Annotated in this window: 26 protein-coding genes; 13 read left to right on the plus strand and 13 right to left on the minus strand. The window is 62.8% G+C overall.

The features are described from left to right. Window position 1: 1 nt before the first annotated feature. The 4 genes from smc to ACSSV3_RS06890 all read right to left on the minus strand — a co-directional run bounded on the left by smc (window position 2) and on the right by ACSSV3_RS06890 (window position 5,618). Window positions 2-3,424, minus strand: coding sequence for a chromosome segregation protein SMC (smc, locus tag ACSSV3_RS06875; RefSeq protein ID WP_354323230.1), 3,423 nt, complete (start codon window positions 3,422-3,424; stop codon window positions 2-4). A 29-nt stretch (window positions 3,425-3,453) separates the two neighbouring features. Continuing rightward, entirely contained in the window at window positions 3,454-4,203 is a 750-nt protein-coding gene (locus ACSSV3_RS06880; protein WP_354323232.1) for a DsbA family protein, read from the minus strand. Window positions 4,204-4,295: 92 nt separating this feature from the next. Continuing rightward, entirely contained in the window at window positions 4,296-5,054 is a 759-nt protein-coding gene (locus ACSSV3_RS06885) for a DsbA family protein (RefSeq protein ID WP_354323234.1), read from the minus strand. Between the two features lie 24 nt (window positions 5,055-5,078). Then, a complete protein-coding gene (locus tag ACSSV3_RS06890) occupies window positions 5,079-5,618 on the minus strand; it encodes a DUF721 domain-containing protein (RefSeq protein ID WP_354323236.1) in 540 nt (179 codons plus the stop codon). Window positions 5,619-5,647: 29 nt separating this feature from the next. Between ACSSV3_RS06890 and ACSSV3_RS06895 the strand changes: the two genes are divergently transcribed. After that, window positions 5,648-6,691 (plus strand): A/G-specific adenine glycosylase, encoded by a 1,044-nt coding sequence (locus ACSSV3_RS06895; protein ID WP_354323238.1) that lies wholly within the window; start codon window positions 5,648-5,650, stop codon window positions 6,689-6,691. Here ACSSV3_RS06895 and ACSSV3_RS06900 read toward each other — a convergent pair. Next, entirely contained in the window at window positions 6,688-6,909 is a 222-nt protein-coding gene (locus ACSSV3_RS06900) for a hypothetical protein (RefSeq protein WP_354323240.1), read from the minus strand. The genes ACSSV3_RS06895 and ACSSV3_RS06900 overlap by 4 nt on opposite strands. A 117-nt stretch (window positions 6,910-7,026) precedes the next feature. Between ACSSV3_RS06900 and ACSSV3_RS06905 the strand changes: the two genes are divergently transcribed. The 4 genes from ACSSV3_RS06905 to ACSSV3_RS06920 are packed head-to-tail and all read left to right on the plus strand — an operon-like array spanning window position 7,027 to window position 10,293. Further along, window positions 7,027-8,349, plus strand: a complete 1,323-nt coding sequence (locus ACSSV3_RS06905) for a serine hydrolase domain-containing protein (RefSeq protein ID WP_354323242.1) — start codon at window positions 7,027-7,029, stop codon at window positions 8,347-8,349. Beyond that, the gene (gene nudC, locus ACSSV3_RS06910; RefSeq protein ID WP_354323244.1) at window positions 8,349-9,239 is read left to right on the plus strand and encodes an NAD(+) diphosphatase; all 891 of its coding nucleotides are present in this window, start codon (window positions 8,349-8,351) and stop codon (window positions 9,237-9,239) included. Before ACSSV3_RS06905 ends, nudC begins: the two co-directional genes overlap by 1 nt. Continuing rightward, window positions 9,236-9,922, plus strand: coding sequence for a DsbA family oxidoreductase (locus ACSSV3_RS06915; RefSeq protein WP_354323246.1), 687 nt, complete (start codon window positions 9,236-9,238; stop codon window positions 9,920-9,922). The genes nudC and ACSSV3_RS06915 overlap by 4 nt, the downstream gene beginning before the upstream one ends. A gap of 23 nt (window positions 9,923-9,945) precedes the next feature. Further along, a complete protein-coding gene (locus tag ACSSV3_RS06920; protein WP_354323248.1) occupies window positions 9,946-10,293 on the plus strand; it encodes a hypothetical protein in 348 nt (115 codons plus the stop codon). A gap of 7 nt (window positions 10,294-10,300) precedes the next feature. Here ACSSV3_RS06920 and ACSSV3_RS06925 read toward each other — a convergent pair whose 3' ends face one another. Continuing rightward, window positions 10,301-10,693, minus strand: a complete 393-nt coding sequence (locus ACSSV3_RS06925; protein ID WP_354323250.1) for a DUF1489 family protein — start codon at window positions 10,691-10,693, stop codon at window positions 10,301-10,303. 41 nt (window positions 10,694-10,734) lie between these two features. After that, a complete protein-coding gene (gene mgtE / locus ACSSV3_RS06930; RefSeq protein WP_354323252.1) occupies window positions 10,735-12,183 on the minus strand; it encodes a magnesium transporter in 1,449 nt (482 codons plus the stop codon). A 103-nt stretch (window positions 12,184-12,286) separates the two neighbouring features. On the opposite strand from mgtE, the gene ACSSV3_RS06935 reads away from it, so the two are divergent. Genes ACSSV3_RS06935 through miaB form a run of 3 tightly spaced genes read left to right on the plus strand, consistent with a single transcriptional unit; the run spans window position 12,287 to window position 15,093 of the window. Continuing rightward, complete coding sequence (locus ACSSV3_RS06935; protein ID WP_354323253.1) at window positions 12,287-12,748, plus strand: peptidylprolyl isomerase; 462 nt, start codon at window positions 12,287-12,289, stop codon at window positions 12,746-12,748. A 36-nt stretch (window positions 12,749-12,784) separates the two neighbouring features. Continuing rightward, entirely contained in the window at window positions 12,785-13,720 is a 936-nt protein-coding gene (locus tag ACSSV3_RS06940) for an alpha/beta hydrolase (protein ID WP_354323254.1), read from the plus strand. A gap of 35 nt (window positions 13,721-13,755) precedes the next feature. Then, the gene (gene miaB, locus ACSSV3_RS06945) at window positions 13,756-15,093 is read left to right on the plus strand and encodes a tRNA (N6-isopentenyl adenosine(37)-C2)-methylthiotransferase MiaB (protein ID WP_354323256.1); all 1,338 of its coding nucleotides are present in this window, start codon (window positions 13,756-13,758) and stop codon (window positions 15,091-15,093) included. 27 nt (window positions 15,094-15,120) lie between these two features. Here the strand turns inward: miaB and ACSSV3_RS06950 are convergent, their stop codons facing one another. Further along, complete coding sequence (locus ACSSV3_RS06950; RefSeq protein ID WP_354323258.1) at window positions 15,121-16,026, minus strand: hypothetical protein; 906 nt, start codon at window positions 16,024-16,026, stop codon at window positions 15,121-15,123. A gap of 251 nt (window positions 16,027-16,277) precedes the next feature. Here ACSSV3_RS06950 and ACSSV3_RS06955 point away from each other — a divergent pair, with 251 nt between their 5' ends. The 5 genes from ACSSV3_RS06955 to ACSSV3_RS06975 all read left to right on the plus strand — a co-directional run bounded on the left by ACSSV3_RS06955 (window position 16,278) and on the right by ACSSV3_RS06975 (window position 20,877). Next, on the plus strand, window positions 16,278-17,309 hold the full coding sequence (locus tag ACSSV3_RS06955) for a PhoH family protein (RefSeq protein ID WP_354323259.1): 1,032 nt from the start codon (window positions 16,278-16,280) through the stop codon (window positions 17,307-17,309). A 216-nt stretch (window positions 17,310-17,525) separates the two neighbouring features. Continuing rightward, window positions 17,526-18,053: a hypothetical protein gene (locus tag ACSSV3_RS06960; RefSeq protein ID WP_454184775.1), complete on the plus strand. Its 528-nt coding sequence runs from the start codon at window positions 17,526-17,528 to the stop codon at window positions 18,051-18,053. A 410-nt stretch (window positions 18,054-18,463) separates the two neighbouring features. Then, complete coding sequence (gene ybeY, locus ACSSV3_RS06965) at window positions 18,464-18,943, plus strand: rRNA maturation RNase YbeY (protein ID WP_354323263.1); 480 nt, start codon at window positions 18,464-18,466, stop codon at window positions 18,941-18,943. 26 nt (window positions 18,944-18,969) lie between these two features. After that, window positions 18,970-19,899 carry a hemolysin family protein gene (locus tag ACSSV3_RS06970; RefSeq protein ID WP_354323265.1) on the plus strand — a complete coding sequence of 310 codons (930 nt, stop codon included), beginning with the start codon at window positions 18,970-18,972 and terminating at the stop codon, window positions 19,897-19,899. A gap of 93 nt (window positions 19,900-19,992) precedes the next feature. Beyond that, window positions 19,993-20,877 (plus strand): LysR substrate-binding domain-containing protein, encoded by an 885-nt coding sequence (locus ACSSV3_RS06975; protein ID WP_354323267.1) that lies wholly within the window; start codon window positions 19,993-19,995, stop codon window positions 20,875-20,877. Window positions 20,878-20,884: 7 nt separating this feature from the next. On the opposite strand, the gene ACSSV3_RS06980 is transcribed toward ACSSV3_RS06975, so the two are convergent. From ACSSV3_RS06980 to tsaB, 5 genes are all read right to left on the minus strand, one after another. Beyond that, the gene (locus ACSSV3_RS06980; RefSeq protein ID WP_354323269.1) at window positions 20,885-21,796 is read right to left on the minus strand and encodes a lysophospholipid acyltransferase family protein; all 912 of its coding nucleotides are present in this window, start codon (window positions 21,794-21,796) and stop codon (window positions 20,885-20,887) included. Then, window positions 21,789-22,211, minus strand: a complete 423-nt coding sequence (locus tag ACSSV3_RS06985; protein WP_354323271.1) for a Fur family transcriptional regulator — start codon at window positions 22,209-22,211, stop codon at window positions 21,789-21,791. The genes ACSSV3_RS06980 and ACSSV3_RS06985 overlap by 8 nt, the downstream gene beginning before the upstream one ends. Window positions 22,212-22,373: 162 nt before the next feature. Next, a complete protein-coding gene (locus tag ACSSV3_RS06990) occupies window positions 22,374-22,817 on the minus strand; it encodes a MucR family transcriptional regulator (RefSeq protein ID WP_354323273.1) in 444 nt (147 codons plus the stop codon). 116 nt (window positions 22,818-22,933) lie between these two features. Further along, on the minus strand, window positions 22,934-23,410 hold the full coding sequence (locus tag ACSSV3_RS06995) for a GNAT family N-acetyltransferase (protein ID WP_354323275.1): 477 nt from the start codon (window positions 23,408-23,410) through the stop codon (window positions 22,934-22,936). Next, the gene (tsaB, locus tag ACSSV3_RS07000) at window positions 23,407-24,039 is read right to left on the minus strand and encodes a tRNA (adenosine(37)-N6)-threonylcarbamoyltransferase complex dimerization subunit type 1 TsaB (protein WP_354323277.1); all 633 of its coding nucleotides are present in this window, start codon (window positions 24,037-24,039) and stop codon (window positions 23,407-23,409) included. Before tsaB ends, ACSSV3_RS06995 begins: the two co-directional genes overlap by 4 nt. Between the last annotated feature and the right edge of the window lie 30 nt (window positions 24,040-24,069).

Consider the following 24,069-nt stretch of genomic DNA (forward strand, 5'->3'; position numbering starts at 1 on the left):
ATCACTCCGCCGCCAACAACGCGGCTTCGCCCAGATCCACGCTCACCAGCCGCGAAATGCCGCGTTCCGCCATCGTCACGCCGAACAAACGGTGCATCCGGCTCATCGTCACCGCGTTGTGGGTGACGATCAGGTAACGCGTGGTGGTGGTGTGCACCATCGAATCCAGCAGATCGCAAAACCGTTCGACATTGGCATCGTCGAGCGGCGCATCGACCTCATCCAGCACGCAGATCGGCGCGGGGTTGGTGAGGAACAGCGCAAAGATCAGCGCGGTGGCGGTCAGCGCCTGTTCGCCGCCCGATAACAGCGAGAGCGATTGCAAACGCTTGCCCGGCGGCTGGGCGTAGATTTCCAGCCCCGCCTCCAGCGGATCGTCGCTGTCGATCAGCGCCAGATGCGCCTGCCCGCCTTCGAACAGTCGGGTGAACAGGACGCGGAAATGCCCGTCCACTTCCTCAAACGCGGCGCGCAGCCGTTCGCGCCCTTCGCGGTTGAGGCTGCCGATTGATCCGCGCAGCCGCGCGATGGCTTCGACCAGTTCGGCCTGTTCGCTGGCGCTATTGCCGTGTTCAGCCTCGATCCGCGCGAGTTCGTCGGCGGCGACGAGGTTGACCGGCCCGATCCGTTCGCGCGCGGCGGTGAGGCGCTCCAATTCGGTCGATTCGTCGGCGGCTGGGGCAAGGTTGGCCTCATCAAATCCGAACTTTTCGCCTAACATCGGCGGCGGGCACTGGAAGCGTTCGCCCGAAATGCGCGCCATTTCCGCGCGGCGCAGTTCCTCGTTCTCGGCGCGTGCGGCCAGGCTGGCGCGGGCCTCGCGTGCCTGCGCCAGCGTTTCGGTGCACGCCGAAAGCGCGGCATCGGCGGCGCGCTGTTGTGCCTCGGCAGCGCGCATGGCCGCCTCGGCGGCGGTGAGGTCTGCGGCAAGGCGGGTGCGCGCTTCCTCACCCGCTTCGATCTCGGCAATCAGCGCGGCGGGTTTGGCGGCGTGGACGGCGCGATCTTCGGCGATTTCCGCCAGCCGACGACCGGTTTCGGCCATGCGGCGCTCGGCATCGCTGGATCGCGCCTGCCACCCTGCATGATCGGCCTGCTGCGCCGCCAGCCGTTCGCGCGCCACCGCCAGCGCCTGATCTTGCGCGGCGAGGTCTGCCAGTGCGGCCTGCACGGCGGTGCGGGCGGCTTCGTTGCGCGCCTGCGCGGCATCCAGCGCGGCGCGTTCGGCATCGCGCGCGGGCAGGCGTTCGCGCTGCGCCCGTGCGGCGGTAACTTCGGCGGCGGCAGCGGCGATTTGCGTCTCGATCTCGCCCGCATTGGCGGCCAGTTCCGCCAGCCGCGCGGCGATCCGTTCCTTGGCGGCCTCAGCCTGATCGAGCCGCCGCAATGCCTGCCGCTCCGCCTCGATTGCGCCGGCGATGCCGCGTTCCTGCGCCACCAGTGCGGCCTGCAACGCGCCGAGTTCTTCGCGCACAGCCTTGTCCTCGGCCTCGGCATTGGCAGCAGCAGCGCGCAGCGGCGGCAGCGCGGCGTCGAGTTCGGCAAAGCGGTTGGCGGCTTCCAGCTGCGCCGCCTCAGCCGCGCCTTCGCCGCGCGCGATAAACCCGTCCCAGCGGCGCAGGTGCCCGGCGCGGGTGACGAGCCATTCGCCGGGCGCGAGCGCGCGGCCATCATCGCCGTCCACGCAATGCACCAGCGCAAGCCGCGCGGCGAGTTCGGGCGGGCAGTTGGACAGCCGTGCCAGCAGGCTGTCCGCCACCGGCGCGGGCGCATCGGCCCCGGTCCAGAAGCGTCCATCCTGCGGGGTGGCGGGCGCGCCCAGCGGCGATTTGCCATCGCGCCCCAACACCGCGGCAAGCGCGCGTTCATAGCCCGGCGCAACGCTCACCCGGTCAAGCGCGGTCGCCAGCCCCTGCCGCCCCGCCTCACGCTTGGCCCGCGCGTCGCGATCACGGGCTAGCGCGGTGTGTTCGCGCTCAACCCCGGCGAGTTCGGCGCGCGCGGCGGCGAGCGCGCTTGCCGCGTTATCGCGCGCGGTCTGCAATGCGGCCTTGCGCGCCTGATCGGCGGTGAGCCTGTCGCGCAAGCCAGCGAGGCCATCCGCCGCATCATCGGCGGCCTTGCGCGCGGCGACCACATCGGCGTCCGCATCCCCGCTCTCCGCCAGATCAGCGCGGGCGCGGGCGATCCTTGCGGCCTCGGCCTCAATCCGGGCGAGCCGCGCCTCGGCCTGTTCGACCGCTGCCTCGGCGACCCGCCATTCGGCCTCGACCCCGGCGTGATCGGCAGTCGCTTTCGCCAGTGCGAGTTCGGCGGTGCGGTGCGCGCGTTCGCGATCCTCGGCCCTTTCGGCCAGCGCCGGGCGGGCAGTTTCTGCGGTGGTGACAGCGGCGCGGCTGGCGGCAACTTCCTGCGTCAACCGCGCCAGCGCCTCAACCGCAGCCGAGGTCAACCGATCGGCATCCTCGCGGTCTTCCTCCAGCCGTTTTTGCTGGCGATCCAGATCGGTGAGCCGGGTTTCGGCGGCGTCGAGCTTTTCAGCCAGCGCCGCCATGCGGTGCCCGTGGGCGCTGGCATCGTCGCGGCGGTCGGCGAGTTCTTCGCGGGCATCGGCCAGCTGCTGCGCCGCGCCTGCCTGTTCGGATTGCGCCGCCGTCACTGCGGCTTGTGCGGCGGCGACCTGTTGTTCGGCCGCCACCGCCGCCGCGCGCGCTCCTTTCGCCGCAGCGGCGGCTTCGCGCCAGCGGGCGAACAGCAGGCGGGCTTCTGCGCCCTGTATTTTGTGGGTGAGTTCGGTGTAGCGTTCGGCCTGTTTGGCCTGCCGCCGCAGCGAGGAAATTTGCGCGTCGAGCCCCGCCATCAGGTCTTCGAGCCGCGCAAGGTTCGCCTCGGCCGCGCGCAGCTTGCCCTCGGCATCCTTGCGCCGCACGTGCAGCCCAGCGATCCCGGCGGCTTCTTCCAGCATCGCGCGGCGTTCGGCGGGTTTGGCCGCGATCACTTGCGCGATCTTGCCTTGGCTGACGAGGGCGGGGGAATGCGCGCCGGTGGCGGCATCGGCAAAGGTTAACGCGACATCTTTGGCGCGCACGTCGCGCCCGTTGACGCGGTAGGCGCTGCCTGCCCCGCGTTCAATCCGGCGGGTGACGACCAGTTCCTCGCCGCCATCATCGCTGGCGTGCAGCACCACTTCGGCAAAATCGCGCGGCGGGCGGGTGGTGGTGCCCGCGAAGATCACGTCCTCCATCCCGCCCGATCGCATCGACTTGGCCGAGGTTTCCCCCATCACCCAGCGGATGGCTTCCAATAGGTTGGATTTGCCGCAGCCATTGGGGCCGACCACCCCGGTCAGGCCGGGTTCAATCCGCAACTCCGCAGGCTCAACGAAGCTCTTGAAACCGCTGAGCTTGAGCCGGTGGATCTGCATCAGGCTGACGTGCCGCCGCGCCTACGGCTTCAGCGCGCGCCGGCGCGTTGAAGCAGCGGTTCAAGCTGTGACCACTGGTTCACGTCCAGCTTCTTGCCGTTGAGCAGGAAGGTCGGGGTGCCGGTGATCTGGAACTCCCTCGCCTGCGCTTCGGTGTCTTTGACCAGAGCTTCTATCTTGGGCCCATCAGACAGGCACGCACGGGCCTGATCGGCGCTGAGGCCGCGCGCGGCGAAGAATTCGGTCAATCCGGTGACTTCGGCGATGCGGGCAAACCGCTGATCAATCGGCAATTGCCCTGCTGCCTCAACCGCGGCCGGATTTCCCTGCAAACCGGCAAAGACCTGATCGAGGTTCAGCCACACCTGATCTGACAGAGGCTGCATCTGCTCTTTCGCGCCGCACTGCGCCATCGCGGCGATGGCGACGTCATAGTGGTTGAGGAACACCTCACGCAGTTCAAAGCTGACTACGCCGGTCGGGATATACTTGTCCTTGATCACCGGCTTGCCGGTAGCGGCAAAGGTCGCGCAGTGGCCGCAGGTGTGCGAGGCGAATTCGACCAGCTTCAGCGGTGCATCGGGGTTGCCGATCATATAGCCGCCTTCTGGCGTGACCGTGACCGTATCAGCCCAATTTGTCCCCGCCGGGGCAGCAATCGCCGCAATCGTTTCGCCCGAAGCGACGGCGCCATCGGTGCCTTCGGTTTCGCTGCAAGCGGCAAGCGCAAGCGGGGCGAGGGCAAGCAAGGGAAGTGAGAGCAGGCGGGAAAGTTTCATCGACCGGGAATCCTTGAAAGTGGTTGCGGAATGAATAGCCGCGCACACGCCCTTGCAGCAAGGCTTGCCGCATGCGGTTGTGAATAAGGGGGTCAGCCGGGCGCGCCGGGGGTGGTTTCGGCGGGCGCGGCAAACCTGGCAGACAGCACCGGATAAAGCGTATCCCAGCTATGCACCTGATCGAGCAGCTTGCCATCCAATGCGAAGCTGGGGGTGCCGGGAACCGCAAATTCGGCATAATCTGCCCGGCCATTCTCGACCAGCTTTTGCGCGGCAGCATCATCCATCAGGCAGGCGTTGACCTCTCCAGCGGATTGCCCGCGCGTGGTCAGCATCTTGCCGAGGCCGAGAGCGTTGGCGGCGTTCATGCGCGCAGCCTTGTCGCCGCGCGCCCAGATTGCCTGCTGGCTTTGCGGCGCGTTGCGCGCCTTGCCCAGCCATTCATCCTGCGACAACATAAAGGCGCGGTGGCGATCCTTGAACCCCGCCGGATCGCCGCATGCGGCCAGCAGCGATACGGTAAGGTCAATCGCGTTGCGGATCACCGGGCGCACTTCCAGCGCCATTTTACCCGGCATCAGCAGCGCTAGTTCCAGTGCGGGTTCGCCCTGCGCTGTGAACTGCGCGCAATGTCCGCAGGTATAGCTGACGAATTCGATCATCTGCGCATCCGCCTTGGGATTGCCGATCAGGTGCCCGCGCGGTGTGCGGGTGATGGTGGTCTGCCAGTTGCCGGGGTTGTCCTGCGGCACAAACGCGCTGTCAGGATTGGACAGGTTCTGCTGCGCGCCCGCCGGGCCGATCGCCAATGCCAGCGCGGCAGCGGCACAAAGGAGGGGAAGCTTGATCATCTGCGGTCGTGTTCCTGTGCGGGTTCAGGTTTCGTTGTTGCCAAGGCTGCGCGCCAGCGATTCGAGCACGGTGCGCAGTTCGGGATCGCCAATATCGCGCAGGCTTTCGCCCAGTTCCAGCGGGATCGGTTTGAGCGATGGCGGCGGCTTGGCGGGCCTGCCATCGGTTGGCGGGGTGACTGCACCTTGCCGCAGCTTGACCCGCGCCACCGCTTTATAGCCGAAGAAGCGGTTCACCCGCTCGATGATTTCAGGGATGACTTGCTGGATCAGCGGCGCGTGGGCGGGCACCACCACCAGTTGCAGGATGCCTTCCGCCTTTTCACCGGGGGGAAAGCGGATCGCTTCGGGGCTGCAGATGCGGGCGTGCTGCGGGCCGACGATTTCGGGCCAACGGGTGACGACCGAACTTTGCACAAAGCCGAACCGGCGAAACGCGGTTCGCCCGATTTCGGGCATCAGATCGCCAATCGCGCGCGCACCCCTGCCGCGCGGGCGGGTATAGGGTTTTGCCTTGCCGGGTTTGCCCCCCGGCTTGCCTGAAGAGGTCTTGTCGCTTCCCATGATCGCGCCCGCCATGCCATAGGCGGGTCGTGACTGCCAGTATCTCCGACATTCTCCTGCAATGGTATGATGGCCATGCGCGCGATCTGCCGTGGCGCCTGCCGCCGAGCGCGGCGCTGCCCGATGATCCGGCGTGGCCTTACCGCGTGTGGCTGTCCGAAGTGATGCTGCAACAGACCACGGTAGCGGCGGTGAAGCCGTATTTCGCGCGGTTTACTGCGCTGTGGCCCACGGTTGACGCGCTGGCGGCGGCTCCAGACGAGGCTGTCATGGCGGCGTGGGCGGGGCTGGGCTATTATTCGCGGGCGCGCAATCTGGTGAAATGCGCGCGGGCCGTGGCAGAGCGCGGCGGGTTCCCTGCGAGCGAGGCGGAATTGCGCGCGCTCCCCGGTCTGGGCGATTATACTGCGGCGGCGATTGCGGCGATTGCGTTCGGGCAGCGCGCCGTGGTGGTTGATGCCAATGTCGAACGGGTGGCGGCGCGGCTGTTTGCGATCGATGATCCGCTGCCCGGCGCGCGCAAGGCGATCCGCGCTGCTGCGGATGCAATCACGCCCGATGTGCGTGCGGGTGATTTTGCGCAAGGTATGATGGATCTGGGCGCGCAGGTTTGCACCAGCAAAGCGCCGCGCTGCCTGCTGTGTCCCCTGCGCGACGTGTGCGCGGGCTTTGCGGCGGGTGATCCGGAACGCCTGCCGGTCAAGCCTGCGAAAAAGGCGGTGCCAGAGCGGCGCGGGACGGCATTCTGGATCATCTGCAAAGGTGGCGCCGCAGTGTGGCTCGTCACCCGGCCTGCCACCGGAATGTTAGGCGGGATGCGCGCGCTGCCTGATGATGGCTGGAGCGCGCAGGGCGATGGGTCTGGTAAGGCTCCGCTATCGGGCGAGTGGCGCGCGTTGGGCGCGGTGCGGCACAGCTTTACCCATGCGCACCTGACCCTGACGGTGTTGGGAATGGAGACCGCATCCGATCCGCCGGGAGAGGGCCAATGGTGGCCGCTTGATCACATTGACGAGGCGGGCCTTGCCACCTTGTTCCGCAAAGCTGCGCGGATGGCGTTAGCGGCTGATTAGATAATCCCGCCGCCCAGCATCAACCGCACCGCCGCGATCAACAGCACCACCAGACAGAAATTGCGCCCGCCGTCCTTGGATGACAGCGCGCCGATGATGATGCCGATCACGATCACCGGCAAGGCGATCCAGTTGGCCCAACCCAGCAGCGGGATTTGCGCCGGGATGACGATGACGAGGCTGACAAGCCCGATGAGATAGGCAAGCACGTTGAGCATGTGTCTTATATGCATAGGACACCTGCGATTTGCAAGTCTGAACGCGCAACCGGTGATTGACCCTTGCGGCAACCTGCCGCAGACAAGCAGCCATACCCCCCTTCGGAGATTCCCCCCATGGCTTACCGCGATCTCGATTTCCCCGTGCTTTCCCGCCGCGCCCTGATCCGTGGCAGCGCGCTGCTGGCGGGCGGCGCGGCCTTATCTACCCTGCCGTTCGGGCGCGGGGCATTTGCGATGCACGATGTCGGAGAGAGTTGGCCCAATGTCGCCGCGCTGGCCAACCGCTATGTCAGCGAACGCAAGCTCGCCAACCTGTTCCTGACCTTTGGCTGGGGGCAGGACAGCAGCGCGCATACCGTGGGCGGCGGCACGCTGTCGCTGGCCAAACCCACCCCGGTGGATCAGGATTCGCTGTTCCGGATCTATTCGATGTCAAAGCCGATTACCGGCATGGCGACGATGATCCTGATCGACCAAGGCAGGCTCGGCCTTGATCAGCCGCTTTATGAAATCCTGCCCGCGTTCCGCGATATGCAGGTGTTGATCGATCCCGAAGGATCGCTGGAAGAAACCGTGGCGGCCGAACGTCCGATCACGATCCGCCAATTGCTGACCCATACGGCGGGGCTTGGCTATCAGATCATCAGCAAGGGGCCATTGCAGGCCGCCTTCAACGAAAATGGTCTGGTTGGCGGACGGGTCAGCCGGATACCGCTTCCGGGCTTTCCGCCGGTTACGCCTGCACCGGGTCTGGCGGTCTGGGCAGACCGGCTGGCCGAATTGCCGCTGATGTATCAGCCCGCGACCAAGTGGAGCTATTCCGCCAGCCTCGATCTGCTTGGCCGGGTGATCGAAGTGGTCAGCGGGATGGAGTTCGAGGCGTTTCTCAAGGCGCGGATCTTCGAACCCTGCGGCATGAACAGCACCTTCATGCAGGTGCCGCAAAGCGAGGTTCACCGCCTCACCGACAATTACGGCATCGTCAACGGCACGGCTTTTCCGATCGATCCGGGTGCCAATTCGATCTTCACCGATCCGCCCGTAGTGCCTGCGGGCGGCGGCGGGCTGGTGTCGAGCCCGCGCGACTACGACCGTTTTCTGCGGATGCTGCTCGGCTATGGTCGGATTGATGGCACGTGGGTGATGAGCGAGCAAGCAGTGCGGGTTGGCACTTCCGATCTCATACCTGCGACAGTCGATACCGCTGGAACCTGGCTTGAAGGCCAGGGCCATGGTGCGGGCGGACGCAGCGTGAACGGCAGCTTTGGCTGGGGCGGGGCGGCGGGCACGCTTGCCGCAGTGGATTTCAATCTGGGCCTGCGTTCAGCGCTGTTCACCCAATATATGCCGCCCGATGCCTTCCCGATCCGCGACGAATTCCTCGCCGCGATGGAGGCTGATCTGGCGACCCTGCGCAACGCCAAGCAGGCAGCGTAATGCACCACCGCGCCTCTGTTCCACCGGGGATCGCCTTCTCCGGATCGCCGGTTGATCGGGCGGATAATATTCGCAACGACCCGGCGGCGCTCGGCAATCTGATGAACTGGCGCGCGCGGGTGCTCAACCTTGATGGCCTGCTGCCGGAATTCGACGATGACGGGCGGCTGCTGTGGCATACGCTGGCCGATGTCGCGCCGGATGCCGAACTCGTGTTCCTCGGGATGATGGACGAAAGGGCGCATTTCGCCCCCGTGCCGGAACAGGGGGCATCCGGCCCCGCCATGCCGCGCGCATGGCAGGTGATGCAGATGCTTCAGCCAGAAGATCTGGCGATCTATGGCGGGGCGCGCAGTCTGATCGATTGGCACGCGCGCCATCGCTTTTGCGCCAATTGCGGCGCGGCGACGAAGCTGGTGAAGGGCGGCTGGCAGCGGCATTGCGATGGCTGCGGCGCGGATCACTTCCCGCGCACCGATCCGGTCACGATCATGCTGGTCGAACACGAAGACAAGTTGCTGCTGGGCCGCCAGCCGCGCTTTCCGCCCAAGATGTATTCGGCGCTTGCTGGCTTTGTCGAACCGGGCGAGACGATTGAAGAAGCCGTGGCGCGCGAAATCCATGAAGAGGCGGGCCTGCGGGTGCGCGATGTGCGCTATATCGCCAGCCAGCCGTGGCCGTTCCCCAGCCAGCTGATGATCGGCTGCACATCGGTGGCGATTGACACGGAAATCACCATCGACCGCGAAGAATTGGACGATGCCCGCTGGTTCACCCGCGCCGAATTGGAAGAAGCGCGCGCGGCGGGCGAACACGGCACCGAACTGCTCAATTTCCCGCGCCCTTTCGCGATTGCGCATCATCTGGTTTCATGGTGGCTCGACAAATGACCGATACGCTGACGATTGATATCTATTCCGACGTGGTGTGCCCCTGGTGCCTGATCGGCTATGGCCAATTGACCAAGGCGCTGGAGCAGCTTGACGGTGAAATCGCGGCGCAAATCCGCTGGCGCCCGTTCGAACTGAACCCGCAAATGCCGCCTGAGGGCGAGGAGCAGGAAGCCCACCTGCAACGCAAATATCGCCGCTCGGCTGAGGACGGCGCGGCGCTGCGCGGGCAGATGAAAGCGATTGCCGAGGGCGCGGGGGTGTCGCTGTCTTACGAAGGAGAGGGTGAGGCCCCGCCCGCGATGATGTGGAACACTCGCGATTGCCACAAGCTGCTGACCTTCGCGCTGGAGGAGGCCGGGCCGCAGGTGCAGACCGCGCTGAAACTCGCGTTGTTCAAGGCGCATTTCAACGAGCGGGCGCGTCTGGGGGATCGCGACCTGTTGCTCGATATTGCCGCCAGCGTCGGCCTCCACCGCATGGCTGCCAAGGCCGCGCTCGATGATCCCGATCTGGAAGCGCGCGTGCTGGCCGAGGAGCAACAGGCATGGGATCTGAACATCTCCGGCGTTCCGGCGATGATCATCAACGGCAAATTCATGATCCCCGGCGCGCAGGCTCCGGAGGTCTATGTGAACGCGCTGCGCCGGGTCGCGGAAAAGAGCCGGATGGCGGCAGGCTAGGCGCAAACTAGGGACGGCACTGCGTGAAAGCCTTTACCGATATGGTGGCCGCATACCGGGAGCTTGGCCCGTGGCGTTCCATTTTGCTGGTTGGCGGAACCGTGGCAGTGATTTTGGCCTTTGCCGCAATCTTTTTCATGTTTGCCGACCGGATCGGCTGGCCCGAGGCCTATGGCTTCCAGTGTCGGCGCAAATGTCTGCTGGTTCACATTTGGCATAGCCCCAAGCTGCTCGCAGGCGGCTCAGGTGACGAACTTGCGCTGTTCGCGCTGATCTGGTTCTTCCCCTTCGTGGCCGCAGCGATCGCCATCCCCATCGTCGCGCGCCGCTGGCTAAAGCGGCGGCGGGGGCGCATCAGATCGATGAAATGACGGCTGACTAAACCAGCCCCAATCGCTCCAGCTTCGCCGCCAGCTTGCCGGGCAGCGCGTCGCCGATATCCTCGCCATCCGCCACATCGCGCGGGGCCTTTTCGTCGGTCAGGTAACGCCAGCCCTGATGCGCGCGTTTGGGCTGTTGGTGGACGCGGATCAGCACTGGTTCCAGGCAGATGTGCCAGCGCCCGTCATCGGTCTGGGTAAAGCCGGTGATCGGTGATCGCGCCACAATCGCGTGGTTCAATATCCAGAACAGCGAACCGCCCACCACCTCTTCATGCCGGGTTGGGCGGTTGCGGGTGGTAAGGCGCATGTCATCACGCGTCGCAAACCATCCGGCCAATTGTTCATAGCTTTTCGCGCCAAACGCGATTTTGGTTAGGTGCAGCGGCATGGCGCCTATCTACAATATCTGGCCGGGATTGCGAGCCGCCATCACAGCGGGGCAAGGCCCGCCGCCACCGCCAGGCCGAGGAAGGCAAAGAACCCCATCGAATCGGTGATCATCGTAACAAACACGGATGATGCGACCGCCGGATCCTGATCCAGCCGTTCGAATATCACCGGCACCAGCACGCCTGCCAGCCCCGCCACCGCGATATTGATCACCATCGCCAACGCAATCACCACACCCATCATCGGCGAAAACAGCACCCCTGCCGCAATCCCGATCAACAGCGCAATCGTGCCGCCATTCATCAGCGCGACGCGGAATTCGCGCCACAATATCCGCCGCGTGTTCGACCGGGTCAGCTGATTGGTGGCAATCGCGCGCACCGCCACCGCCATCGTCTGCGTCCCGGCATTGCCGCCGATGCTGGCAACAATCGGCATCAGCACCGCCAGCGCCACCAGATGTTCAATCGCCGCGCCGAACATCGCGATGATCGCCGATGCCACCACTGCCGTGCCCAGATTGGCGATCAGCCAGCGCACGCGGCTCGAATAGGCTTCGCGCAAGGGCTCGTTGATGTCGCCATCACCCGCGCCCGACAGCAGCAGCGCATCCTCGCCCGCTTCTTCGGAGATGATGTGGACAATATCATCGACCGTCATCTGCCCGACCATGCGCCCGCTTTCATCCACTACGGCGGCGGAAATCAGCGCGTATTTCTGGAACATCAGCGCGGCTTCTTCCTGATCCATCGTTACCGGGATCAGGGTCTGGTCGCGTTTCATCACGTCGGTGAGTTTGACACTGCGCGGGGTGGTGAGGATCCAGTTCAGCGCGCAGGTGCCAACCGGATGGTGGCGTTCGTCGATCACGAAAACTTCGAAGAAATCGTGTTCCAGATCGCCTTCTTCGCGCAGGTAATCGATCAGATCGCCCACGGTGAGGTGTTCGGGCACCGCCACGAAATGGCGGCTCATCAACCGCCCGGCGGTTTCTTCGGGATAGGCTAGCGCGCTCGACACCGCCTCGCGGGTTTCCGGCTCCAGTTCGGCCATCACCGCGCGCTGATCGGCTTCGTTCAAATCCTCGATCAACTGCACCGCATCGTCGGTGTCGAGCTGTTCGGCGATGACCGCGACCGCATGCGCGGACAGCGTGTCCATCAGGTCTTCGCGGACGTGATCGTTCAATTCCGCGATGACGTCGCTGGTCATCAGATCGCTGATCGCTGAGGCGAGCTGCGCACGTTCCGACCGGTCGAGCAGTTCGATCAGATCGGCGATGTCAGCGGCGTGGAGCGGTTCGACCAGATCGTAAACCGCGCCCTTGTCACCCGCCGCCAGCGCATCGTGGACGGCACTGACATAGGCGGGTTTCAGCCGGTTTTCCTCGTCATGGCGTTCATCATCGACCCGGTCATCGGGGCGCACCTCGGCATCACCGGAATCGGCGATCAGCAGATCGTCTTCGATGATGCGATCTTCGGCCATGTCGGCGGTTTAGGCGGGGAGGGGTGAAAAGCAAGCGCGGGAGGGTGACAGTCACGTTTTGCCTGCTAAAAGCGCGGGCAAATTCCCTCAGGAGATACAAGACATGGCAGACACCCTCACCTTCACCCTCGACACCGGCGACGGCGAGCCCAAGGACGTCGTGATCAAGCTGCGCCCCGATCTGGCCCCCGGCCATGTTGCGCGGATTGCCGAGCTGGCAGGCGAAGGATTCTATGATGGCGTGGTGTTCCACCGCGTGATCAACGGCTTCATGGCGCAGGGCGGCGATCCGACCGGCACCGGCATGGGCGGCAGCGACAAGCCTGACCTCGCAGCCGAATTCAACGCCGAACCCCACGTCGAAGGCGTGTGTTCGATGGCGCGTTCGCAAAACCCCGACAGCGCCAATTCGCAGTTCTTCATCTGCCTTGATGATGCGCGCTTCCTCGACAAGCAATACACCGTGTGGGGCCAGGTGACGAGCGGCATGGAACACGTCCACGCCCTGCCCAAAGGCGAACCGCCGCGCGCACCGGGCAAGATTGTGAAGGCGACAGTTGCCTGACGTTCGTCAGTTGCCTGACGTTCGTCGGGATTTGACATGATCCCGCGTCTCATCGCCCTCGCTTTTGCGCTGTTGGCGCTGGGCGGCTGCGTTACCTATCCCGATATCACCCAGTCGCGCTCTGCGTGCCGGGCGGAACCGGGCGGGTGGTGCGGTTTTGTGCGCGGTGCGGCGGTGGAAAGTTACCCCTACGCCATCGCTGCCACCAACGCCTATCAGGGTGACAGCGATCTGTTCGGCGATACCGGATCGCGGCTGGTGATGATCGATCGCCTGCCAATCGCGCCGGACGATGCCAAGACCGGGTTCGATTATCAGCTGTTCGCGCTCTATGGCGATGATGATGCGGGCCGGAACGGGGCTGTTCCCGTGGCCCGCGTCATGGCCTTTCGCGGAACGGATTTTGATGGCGTCGCCGATGTGTTTTTCGGCACTTTGCGCGATGATCAGATCGACATTGCCCGGCGCTATTTTACCGCTGAGCGCGAACGTTTTGACGATGCGGCGGCGTGGCACGTGGCGGGCCATTCGATGGGCGGGGCGTTGGCGACCGAGATTTCGATTGCCTATCCCGATGTGCGCGCGTGGCTGTTCAACCTTTCGCCCTTTTATCGCGGGGATTCGGATATCAACGCCGCCAACCGCACGCTGATCAACGAACGCGGTGAGGCGCTGCGCACGCTGCGCAAGTTCCGGTCTAACCCGGCGGCGGACGTGTTTGTGATTAATTGCCATCCGCAAAAAAGCAGGTTTTCCAAGCATTCAGTGCGCAAACTGGCCGATTGTCTGACGTGGATCGCGGCCTATGAAAGCAAGGATGCGCTGGCGGTGGTGCGCGCCAATGCGATTGCTAAGCCCGATGTGGAATGCGGCCCGCCGGACAAGCCGCATCCGGGACGCACGCTCGCGCCGCATCCTGTCTGCGCCCACCAGTCGCGCCCCGATAAGGTGCCCGATCCCGCGGCCGATTGAAACCGCCGCCCATCGGCGCTAAAGGCGCGGGCCTCATGAAACCCACCTCTCCCCCCAAAACCTACCGGGTCAAAAGCTTCGGCTGCCAGATGAACGTCTATGATGGCGAGCGCATGGCCGAATTGCTGGGGGAACGCGGCATCGCGCCCGCGCGTGAGGGGGAGGAGGCCGATCTCGTCATCCTCAACACCTGCCACATCCGCGAAAAGGCGGCTGAGAAGGTGTATTCGGACATTGGCCGATTGGTGAAGGCGGGCAACAAGGCGGGTAAGGCACCGCTGATCGCAGTCGCCGGCTGCGTCGCGCAGGCCGAGGGTGAGGAGATCATGGCGCGCGCGCCTGCGGTTTCCATCGTGGTCGGCCCGCAGGCCTATCACCGCCTGCCCGAAATGCTCGACAAGGCAGCGAACGGCGAGCGGGCGACTGATACCGACATGCCCGCCATCGCCAAGTTTGACGCGCTGCCTGCGCGCCGCAAACGCGGGCCGAGCGCGTTCCTGACGGTGCAGGAAGGTTGCGACAAGTTCTGCACTTACTGCGTAGTGCCCTATACCCGCGGCGCGGAAATCTCTCGTCCATTCAGACATCTGATCGCCGAAGCGCAGAAATTGGTTGAAGCAGGCGCGAAGGAAATCACGCTGCTTGGCCAGAACGTCAATGCGTGGGCGGGTGAGGATGACAAGGGTCGTACAACGGGCCTCGCCGGCCTGATCCACGCGCTCGCCCGGATCGATGGGCTGGAGCGTATCCGCTACACCACCAGCCACCCCAACGACATGGACGAGAGCCTGATCGCCGCGCATGGCGAGGTGGCGAAGCTGATGCCCTACCTGCACCTGCCCGTGCAGAGCGGCAGTGACCGGGTGCTCAAGGCAATGAACCGCCAGCACACGGCGGAAAGCTATCTGCGCCTGCTGGAGCAATTCCGCGCCGTGCGGCCCGATATCGCCCTGTCTGGTGACTTTATCGTTGGCTTCCCCGGTGAGACAGAGGCGGAGTTTCAGGACACTCTCAGCATAGTCGACGAAGTCCGCTACGCCCACGCCTTCAGCTTCAAATACTCCCCGCGCCCCGGCACGCCTGCCGCGACAATGGAGGGGCAGATCGCGCCAGAGGTGATGGATGATCGCCTGCAACGCCTGCAAGCCCGCATCGCCCACCACCAATTAGCGTTCAATCAGGCGAGCGTCGGCAAGACCTGCTCCGTGCTGGTCGAACGCACCGGGCGCAGCCCCGGCCAATGGCTCGGCAAATCGCCATGGCTGCAATCGGTGTGGTTCGAAGCGCCTGCCAGCTTGGGCGACCTGGTCGAGGTCGAATTGGCCGAGGCGGGGCCGAATTCGCTGATGGGGATCATCCAAAAAGTATTGTAAAAATATAACTGTATCGAAATGGCCGATTTATTCGTTAGTAGCGGTTTCCTGATTGTTGACATAACGGCTCGCCGCAGCGGCAAAAATCTGGCCGTCCATGCTGTTTGCAGGAAGTTCATAAAGCGCGCTCAGATACGCGCGATCAAATTCTGTCAGCGAATCCGGAGCATATTGTCCGTTAAACAGCGTCAGAATTGTGGGCAGGCTGGCATTGTCGTCGTTCACGTCGTCATTGGTTGATGCGAGCAGCCGCATGGTTGCATAATCGGACAATTGGCGAAAAGTCTTACCCTCTATTGCGGAGCCTTCAATCAGCACGACCGCACCCACCAAATTGTTGCGCAACCGCACAAACCGGCTTGCGCTCTCAACACGGTTGACCGCGTCGTTATGATCACTTGTGCCTCCACCGCCCTTGCGTGTGGCGGGTATTATTGAGCCATCAAGGTTGCGGAGATCGAACACATGCCACGCCCGCACACCATCCGAACCTTTGTATATTCGGTCTATTTGGTAGTCTAGAAGGCCTTCAAACAGCCACTTTTCCTTTTCACGCAATTGATCGACGGTTGCGTCCACCTCGTCGAGGAAGCCAACAAACGCATTCGGATCGCAGCCAGCCTCAGCCACCTCGATTACCTTGAGGTCTCCGATATTTTCCTCGATCCGCGCTTTGATAATCTCGGCCATATCGGCAGGAAGGCCCGAAACCTTCACACAGATTGGCGCGTCGAAGCGGCCCACCGGTAATCCTCTGCGCGATGGACGCGTGATGGCTTTGCCCAATGTCTCGACAGCCTCACGTTTCTTTTGGCCGACAACCGTTATTTCGTCTTCGACCTCGCCAGACGCCTGCTCTGATGTCTGCGCATTTGCATGGGTAGGCAGCCACGCGAAGCACAATAATGTCAGGGAAAATAGCGCTTTTTTCATATCTTCTTGTAACCCGGAAAAGCGCAAGCGACAAGCACATGATGGATCGTATCATCGCCGGGTGCGTGCCGAATTCGCTGCGGGGTCTGGTATAGGCGCCGTTGCCCGCGTGATCTGAGCGCAGCACGCAAGATTGCGTTGTTGTGACTTTCCACTGCCATCTCATCGCCATCGGCTTGCTTTGCCCTCACGTGCGCTTACCTTCGCGACTCAGGGCAGGGGATCGCCCCCGCCGCAACGCAAAGGAACCTATGGGCCGACGACCCTCCCGTGCCGGACATCCGGCTCTTTCGCCCGATCCGCGCGATCTTCCGGAACCCCGGCGCGCGCGCGTTGATCTGACCTTTGAAAACCAGTCGCTGCTCGGCCCCCTGTTCGGCCAGTTCGACGCCAATCTGGTGCAGGTCGAAAACCGGCTCGGCGTGTATATCCATGCACGCGGGCATCAGGTGGTGATCGAAGGGGCGGAGGATAACGTCGCCCGCGCCCGCGAGACGCTCAAAACCATGTATGATCGGCTTGCGCGGGGCGAGGCGCTGGATAGCGGGGCGATCGAAGCGCTGATCGCGATGTCGTCCGAACCCACGCTCGAAGGGATCATCTCGGGCGAGGCGGATGCGCCGCCGATCATGATCCGCACGCGCAAGAAAACCATTGTGCCGCGTTCCGCCACGCAGATCGAATATATGCGCAGCCTGGCGCGCGACGATATCATCTTCGCGCTTGGCCCGGCGGGGACGGGCAAGACCTATCTGGCGGTGGCGCAGGCGGTGGCGCAGCTGATCACCGGAAGCGTGCAGCGCCTGATCCTGTCGCGCCCGGCGGTGGAGGCGGGGGAGAAATTGGGCTTTCTGCCCGGCGACATGAAGGAGAAAGTCGATCCCTATCTGCGCCCGCTGTATGATGCCTTAAACGATTGCATGCCGCCCGAACAGGTTGAGCGGCGGCTGGCCAATGGCGAGATCGAAATCGCACCGATTGCCTTCATGCGCGGGCGCACGCTGGCGGACAGCTTCATCATTCTGGATGAAGCGCAGAACACCACGCGCGAACAGATGAAGATGTTCCTAACCCGGTTCGGCCAGAACAGCCGGATGGTGATCTGCGGCGATCCCCGGCAGGTGGATATTCCCGGCGGGCCGACAAGCAGCGGGCTGCACGACGCGGTATCGCGGCTGGAGGGCATCGAAGGCTTCGGCACGATCCGCTTCACCGCCGCCGACGTGGTGCGCCACCCGATCGTGGGGCGGATTGTCGAGGCGTATGAGGGCGAGGGGGCTTAGGGGAGAGGGTCCGGTTTGGGGTCATTGAGCAGGCAAAGCTGCCTTTCGGCTAACGACCCCATAGCGGTCGAGGCATCATGTTTCCACGGCAACATGTGGCACTGCGCCTAGCCGACTGTGCTGACCGCACACGCCAAATCCTCTTGCGGATTATCAATTACAGGATAGTGCGGTAGCACTAGATATTTTCAACATTTTCAGAGGGGTGTGGCGGCCATGGACAAAGACATCATGAACGCAGCTGAAGACGAAGAGGGAGCATCGGATGCGCTGAAGCTACTCGCCGCAAGTTTTGCCTTGTTATCCCTGGGGTATTTTACATTTCAAACATGGAATGGATCAAGTGATAGAATTGCGACTATGGTAAGCTTATTTTCCGCCATACCATTCACGCTCGTCGTATTTAGCACTATCATGGCAATCTCAACAAAGAGTGTTGCTCATATCGAGATGGCGATGAAGTTAATTAAGGTCTTTGCAATTGTATTATGCTCCATATTTTTGATAATCGCTTTCACGTTTTTTTACTTAGGTGCCATTTTTTATAGTGGACAAGATATCATGTCGGTAATTGAAATTGCGCTTCTTCCCGATCTTACTTTAGAAACAAAAAGATGGGCTCTATTTTTAAGTTGCGTAATTTTTGTGTTATGCGCTGGATCTGCTTCACTAATGCCCAAAGTAGTCCGTTATTTTTGGTCAAACCCTCTCAGCAGAAAAGTAATTCGCTTCAAAAATATCTAGAAGCCCAGTATTTTCGTCGCAATCATGCTCACATGATCACGCTTGCGTTGTGCAGAAGGCGCACTGAAGGAAATTCAGACAGTCCCGCGATCAGAAAATCGCCCATAACTTTATCGCTCTACTAACACATTCGAAGACCCTGTTAGGGTGAGCGGACTTTTGCCAGAATTAAGATGGCAGGGTTCCACCCAATCCCCGCCATTTGCCATCCTCCATCGCTCTCCTGAAAGCTGACATGGGCGGGGCGGGTTGAAGCGTTTCCCTTTCCTACCTTGCGGCTTTCGCGCTACCCTGCGGCTGCATGAACCACGCTTCTCGCCCTTGCCCGTTGCACCTGCGTCGCAGGCGGCTTTGTAAGGACCGGTTTTCTGCTTCAGGACAGTGTAACATGTGTCTCCTACAGGCGCGCCATGCAGCTTGATATCGACATCGAAGGCTGGCCTGCGGGCGAGTGGGAGGCGCTGGCGGAGCGTGCGGCGCAGGCTGCGGGCGAGGGCGAGCCGTTGCTGGCCAACCCGCGCCTGATGGCGAGCCTGCTGTTCACTTCCGATGCCGAAGTCCACGCACTCAACCGCGAATGGCGGCAGCGCGACAAGCCCACCAATGTGCTCAGTTTCCCGATGCTGGTGCGCGATGAACTCAGCCAACTTGCGCCGGACGGCCCGCCCGTCATGCTTGGCGATATCGCGCTGGCTTACGAAACCTGCGCGCGCGAGGCGGCGGACAAGGGCGTCAGCCTGGAAGCCCACGCCGCCCACCTGATCGTCCACGGCCTCCTGCATCTCGCGGGCCACGATCATGTCGATTCTGACGCACAGGCCGAACAAATGGAAGCGTTGGAAACGGTGATACTTGCAAAACTGGGTATCCCTGACCCATATGGCGAATAGCAACCCAAGGAGCTGTTTCTAAGGCCATGGCCGATTCTTCATCTTCTGCGCCTCAATCGGGAGACGCGGACAGTAGCAGCGGGCTTTGGCCTGCCTTGCGAAAGATCCTGGGCTTCGAAGCGGAGCGTTCCTTGCGTGAACAGCTCGAAGAGGCGATCGACGAGCACGAGGACGAGAATGACTCTGTGGGCGGCGAAGACCGCAGCACCGCGCGCGGCGACCTGTCGCGGGTTGAACGCCAGATGTTGCGCAACCTGCTGCATTTCTCCGAACATGACGCCGATGACGTGGCGGTGCCGCGCGGCGAGATCATCGCGGTGGATGCCGACATCAGCTGGGCCGAAATGGTCGCCGCCTTCAGCGAACACGGCCATTCGCGCATGCCGGTGTACCGCGAAACGCTCGATAGCGTGATCGGGATGATCCACATCAAGGATATTTTCCCCTTCCTCGCCAATGGCACCCAGCCGCCCGATGACTGGACGACATTGATGCGCCAGCCGCTGTATGTGCCGCAGGCGCGCGGGGCGCTGGATGTGCTGGCCGATATGCGCACCCAGCGCGTGCACCTTGCGATCGTGCTCGATGAGTTTTCGGGCACCGACGGGCTGATCACGATCGAGGATCTGGTCGAAGAGATCGTCGGCGATATCGAGGATGAGCATGATGATGCGCCCCAAGCGTTGATCGTTCCGATCGGTGAAGGGATGTGGGATTGTGATGCCCGCGCGGAGCTCGATGATGTCGCCGTGCAGGTCGATCCGCGCCTGGCTGAGGTTGAAGAAGCGGTCGATACGCTGGGTGGGCTGGCCTTCGTGCTGGCCGAGGCGGTGCCGCCGGTCGGCACGGTGCTGGAACACGCGAGTGGTTGGCGGATTGAAGTTACTGCGGGCGACGAAACCCATGTAACGCGGCTGCGGCTGCACCCTCCGGCAGCAGCGGGTGACGTGCAGTAGGCGCAACGCTGACACTGGGGATGCAATTTTTCTTCGATTTTTTGCATCCAAGCTGCGATTTTGGCGTATCTCCTGCCAGCAAGGAGATGTTTGATGCCCGTACGCCGCCTGCCCCCGCTTCGCGCGCTTGAAGCATTTATGCGCACTGTCCGGCTCGGTTCGGCGCGGGCGGCGGCCGAGGAGATCGGTCTCAGCCCCTCGGCATTGTCGCGACGGATCAGCAATCTGGAAGAATTCGTCGGCAAGAAACTGTTCACCCGCGCGCGCCAGTCGATGCAGCTGACCGATGAGGGCCAGGCGTTCTACGAAGCGGTGAACCCGCATATGGAGGCGCTCGCCCGTGCGGTGGAAAGCCAGTCGGACAATATCGCGCTGTTGCGCCTGCGGCTGGGCGTGTTGCCGATGTTCGGCAGCCAGCGATTGTTCCCGCGGCTGGGCGAATTGCGCCAGCGCCACCCGCTGCTGCATATCGACATTGACACTGCCCCGCATCTTGAAGACCGGGTGGGCGACACGCTGGACGCCGCGATCATCCTGTCGCGCGGCCCGGCCAGCGGGCTGCACGCGGTGCGGCTCGACCACAATCTTGTCCATGCGATCTGCAGCAAGGACGTGGCGCGGGCGATCGGGCCGAACATCACGCCCGAGACGATGGCCAGGCAGACCTTCCTGATCCACAACGAACTGCCCGAAAGCTTCGCCGCATGGAAAAAGGCAAACGATCTCGACAACATGAACCCTGCCGCCATCGATCATTACGATTCGGGTCAATTGATGCTGGAGGCCGCCGCACAGGGGCTTGGCATTGCGATCATGCACGATGATCACCTGCGCCGCGCCAATGATAGCCGGCTAATCAACCTGCCCGGCAAGCCCGTGGAAAGCCCCTATAGCTACTGGTTCGTGTGCCGACCGGTTGCGCTGGAAAGCCGACCGGTGCGGATCTTCCACGATTGGTTGGTGCGCGCGGGGCTGTAGAATCGCTCTAATCGACGGGCTGGCTTTCCGGGCGCGGTTCATAACGCACGGGCGGGACAGTGTGCGCAAACGGCCGCAGCGGGCGACCGAGTATCGCCACCAGACCTTCTTCGATCCGGCGGCGCGATTCCATGCCGATTGCCTTTCTTCCGCGAAAATCTTCGGGGCTGAAAGGTTCGAGGAAATGCACTTTGAGCCGGAAAGTGCCCCTGCGTGACAATACCCGCTTGGCGTTGTTGACGCCGCTTTCCTCGCCGATCCAGCCGATCCATTCCGCGGCCGCGCCATAATCGAGGATCACCGGCTGCACCAGCACACCGGGCGGCGGCGGTTCGAGCACCGACAACATCGAAGTCTTGAACGGCAGCAGCGATTGGCCATCGGTGGTTGTGCCTTCGGGGAACACCGTGACTGACCAGTTATCGAACAGTGCCTCTTTCAAGGCGTTGATCTGTTCGGCCACACCCATGCGGTGTTCGCGTTTGACGAATACTGTCCGGTTAAGCCGGGCCAGCCAGCCGACCACCGGCGCTTCGGCGAGTTCAGCCTTAGCGACAAAGGCGGTGCCGCTTGCCCCAGCCACCGCAAGTATATCCACCCACGACAGGTGATTGGCGACATAGAACACATCACGTCGCAGATGTGTGCCGATCACAGTAACCCGCGCGCCGCAAATCCGGGCAGCATAGCGCAGGAACAGCATCGGGAAGGGCGAGCCATAGGCGAGCGTCCGGTAGAGATAGTGCAGCGGCAAAAGCGTCAAAAGCAGGCAGACCAACGCCGCTGCGCGCAGGCCAAGACGCAGCCATCCGGCCCATGTAACCGGGGTGCTTTCCCCCCGGATTGCTGCCTGACGAAGTTCGTGTTCGCACTGATCGGAGGCTTTGTGGTTGCCGGGCGGAACAGCCGGGTCAGTCATTGCGCGACAGGCGAACGCCGTAAAGCTCCATGCGGTGATCGACTAGCCGATAACCCAGCCGTTCGGCAATCTGGCGCTGCAATGCCTCAACTTCGGGATCGACGAATTCGACAACCTTGCCGGTTTCGACATCGATCAGGTGATCGTGGTGCGCTTCGGGCACGGGTTCATAACGCGATCGGCCATCACCGAAATCATGGCGATCCAGAATGCCTGCCTCTTCGAACAGCCGAACCGTGCGGTACACCGTGGCGATCGAAATCCCCGGATCGACCTCCGCCGCGCGGCTGTGAAGCAGTTCGACATCGGGATGATCATCGCTTTCCGACAACACCTTGGCAATCACCCGGCGTTGTTCGGTGATGCGCAGACCTTTTTCGGCGCAGAGTTGTTCGAGATCGATTTTCTGGTTCAACGAAAGCTCCATCGCCGCACACGCCGCCCGAAACCGGATCGACCATTTGATAGCAAAGCAGCCCCATCCTTATAGGGATGAGGCTGCATGCTCAAGCTGGCACGGACACCCTCTCAACAGAGGCGGCCTTGCCAGCCAAGGATAGGCGACCTTTGGCCGGGATCAGGCCTTCTTTGCGCGGCGCGGGCGCACGACGGTTCCGGGTTTGCGACCAAGGCCGATCTTCTTGGCGAGTTCGCGGCGCTTTTCCGCGTAATTGGGCGCAACCATCGGATAATCAGCGGCGAGGCCCCAGCGTGCGCGATATTCTTCGGGGGTCATGTTGTAATTCGTGCGCAGGTAACGCTTGAGCATCTTGAGCTTCTTGCCGTCTTCAAGGCAGACGATGTAATCCGGCTTGATCGAATTACGGATCGCGACGGCAGGCTGCGGCTTGGGCACTTCAACTTCAACCTTTTCGCCCAGATTGGCGAGCGCGCCATAGACGTTGGTAATCAAGCTTGGCAGATCAGCAACATCGACATCATTGTTGCTGACATGAGCTGCGACAATGTCACTTGTCAGTGTGATAAGCGTTTCTTTCATTTCAAGTTCCAGATCCTGCATGGCTTCCTCTAGGGCGTCGGTGAATTTGCGCCGGTTCTTGGCTCATGACGCACGCATACAGTTTTTGCAACAGGCTTGCTTTGCATAATCCCGATTATGCGACAGGTTGAGCCGAACTAGATTGACCGGCCAAAAGTAATAGCATCAATTTTATCGCCATTTACCATTCGGTAATAGTTCTTTCGAACGCCGATCGGTTCAAAACCGAGTTTGATATAGAGATGAATTGCCGGATTGCCGCGCCGCATTTCTAGGAAGATACGGCCAATTCCGCGCGTGCGGGCTGCGGCGAACAGGTATTCGATCAAACCCGCGCCGATGCCGCGTCGCCGTGCGTCGGGAGCGACCGCGATTAGCAACAACTCTTCTTCATCAAGCACATGGCGGGTAAGCACGAAACCCGCAGGCGTTGCGCGGGGTGCTGGCCCATCGGGGATTACGGCGCCATCAGCATCAACCACCAATGCATGGGTGGAAGGCACGGTCAGCGCATCGACGACCTGCCGCCGGTTCCACGCTTCACCAAAGGCCGGGTCAAATGCGGTTTCCATCACCGCCATGATCCGGTCGACGAGGTGCGGGCAGGGGGTCATGTCCGCCCCTGCTGCGCCAATGGGGTAGCATCCGGCCCGCGACCATAGATCGGGGCGAGGTTGCGCGTCAGCAGCCGGGGATTGAGCAATCGCACCGCAGTGGCATCGGGCAGCAGGTCGATCGCTGTAATGCCCTGATCTGTGTGCAATGCGGCCAGCGCCGCTGCACGGTTGCCCGCAACCAGCGGGTGAGTTTGGCGCGCGCGCGCCGCATCGGGCGTCAGCGAGGAGGTCTGGCCCTGCGGCAATCCATCAGCGCCGAAATCCGCGACGAACCATTCGCCATGCCCGCCGTTCATGCAAATCGTCACGGCCTGCGCGGGATGGATATGCTGAGCCTGTGCGGCGGCCAGCGCGAGCGTTGGGTAGCCCAGCACTTCGGCCCCCCACGCGAACCCCAGCGCCCGCGCGGCGGCGAGGCCGATGCGCACGCCGGTGAAGCTGCCGGGGCCAAGTGAAACGAAAATGCGATTCGCGCGCCCCCTCTCCGGTAGGGCGGCGATCATCGGAACCAAGGCTTCGGCATGGCCGCGGCCGATCAGCCGGTGATCATGCGCAACGATTGCCTCGCCATCAAACAGGGCGATGGAACACGCTTCGGAAGCGGTTTCGATGGCAAGCACGCGCATTGCGGTGCGCGATGCCTCACGCTGCCGCGC

This window comes from Porphyrobacter sp. MBR-49 (genome assembly GCF_053628655.1).

Coding starts and splice junctions, on each gene's coding strand:
- ACSSV3_RS06970 (WP_354323265.1), top strand. CDS start 18,970: ATGGCCGATTCTTCATCTTCTGCGCCTCAATCGGGAGACGCGGACAGT.
- miaB (WP_354323256.1), top strand. CDS start 13,756: ATGAAACCCACCTCTCCCCCCAAAACCTACCGGGTCAAAAGCTTCGGC.
- ACSSV3_RS06975 (WP_354323267.1), top strand. CDS start 19,993: ATGCCCGTACGCCGCCTGCCCCCGCTTCGCGCGCTTGAAGCATTTATG.
- ACSSV3_RS06960 (WP_454184775.1), top strand. CDS start 17,526: ATGGACAAAGACATCATGAACGCAGCTGAAGACGAAGAGGGAGCATCG.
- ACSSV3_RS06880 (WP_354323232.1), bottom strand. CDS start 4,203: ATGAAACTTTCCCGCCTGCTCTCACTTCCCTTGCTTGCCCTCGCCCCG.
- smc (WP_354323230.1), bottom strand. CDS start 3,424: ATGCAGATCCACCGGCTCAAGCTCAGCGGTTTCAAGAGCTTCGTTGAG.
- ACSSV3_RS06995 (WP_354323275.1), bottom strand. CDS start 23,410: ATGACCCCCTGCCCGCACCTCGTCGACCGGATCATGGCGGTGATGGAA.
- ACSSV3_RS06900 (WP_354323240.1), bottom strand. CDS start 6,909: ATGCTCAACGTGCTTGCCTATCTCATCGGGCTTGTCAGCCTCGTCATC.
- ACSSV3_RS06925 (WP_354323250.1), bottom strand. CDS start 10,693: ATGCCGCTGCACCTAACCAAAATCGCGTTTGGCGCGAAAAGCTATGAA.
- ybeY (WP_354323263.1), top strand. CDS start 18,464: ATGCAGCTTGATATCGACATCGAAGGCTGGCCTGCGGGCGAGTGGGAG.
- ACSSV3_RS06950 (WP_354323258.1), bottom strand. CDS start 16,026: ATGAAAAAAGCGCTATTTTCCCTGACATTATTGTGCTTCGCGTGGCTG.
- ACSSV3_RS06890 (WP_354323236.1), bottom strand. CDS start 5,618: ATGGGAAGCGACAAGACCTCTTCAGGCAAGCCGGGGGGCAAACCCGGC.
- ACSSV3_RS06955 (WP_354323259.1), top strand. CDS start 16,278: ATGGGCCGACGACCCTCCCGTGCCGGACATCCGGCTCTTTCGCCCGAT.
- ACSSV3_RS06905 (WP_354323242.1), top strand. CDS start 7,027: ATGGCTTACCGCGATCTCGATTTCCCCGTGCTTTCCCGCCGCGCCCTG.
- tsaB (WP_354323277.1), bottom strand. CDS start 24,039: ATGCGCGTGCTTGCCATCGAAACCGCTTCCGAAGCGTGTTCCATCGCC.
- mgtE (WP_354323252.1), bottom strand. CDS start 12,183: ATGGCCGAAGATCGCATCATCGAAGACGATCTGCTGATCGCCGATTCC.
- ACSSV3_RS06935 (WP_354323253.1), top strand. CDS start 12,287: ATGGCAGACACCCTCACCTTCACCCTCGACACCGGCGACGGCGAGCCC.
- ACSSV3_RS06915 (WP_354323246.1), top strand. CDS start 9,236: ATGACCGATACGCTGACGATTGATATCTATTCCGACGTGGTGTGCCCC.
- nudC (WP_354323244.1), top strand. CDS start 8,349: ATGCACCACCGCGCCTCTGTTCCACCGGGGATCGCCTTCTCCGGATCG.
- ACSSV3_RS06990 (WP_354323273.1), bottom strand. CDS start 22,817: ATGCAGGATCTGGAACTTGAAATGAAAGAAACGCTTATCACACTGACA.
- ACSSV3_RS06980 (WP_354323269.1), bottom strand. CDS start 21,796: ATGACTGACCCGGCTGTTCCGCCCGGCAACCACAAAGCCTCCGATCAG.
- ACSSV3_RS06885 (WP_354323234.1), bottom strand. CDS start 5,054: ATGATCAAGCTTCCCCTCCTTTGTGCCGCTGCCGCGCTGGCATTGGCG.
- ACSSV3_RS06940 (WP_354323254.1), top strand. CDS start 12,785: ATGATCCCGCGTCTCATCGCCCTCGCTTTTGCGCTGTTGGCGCTGGGC.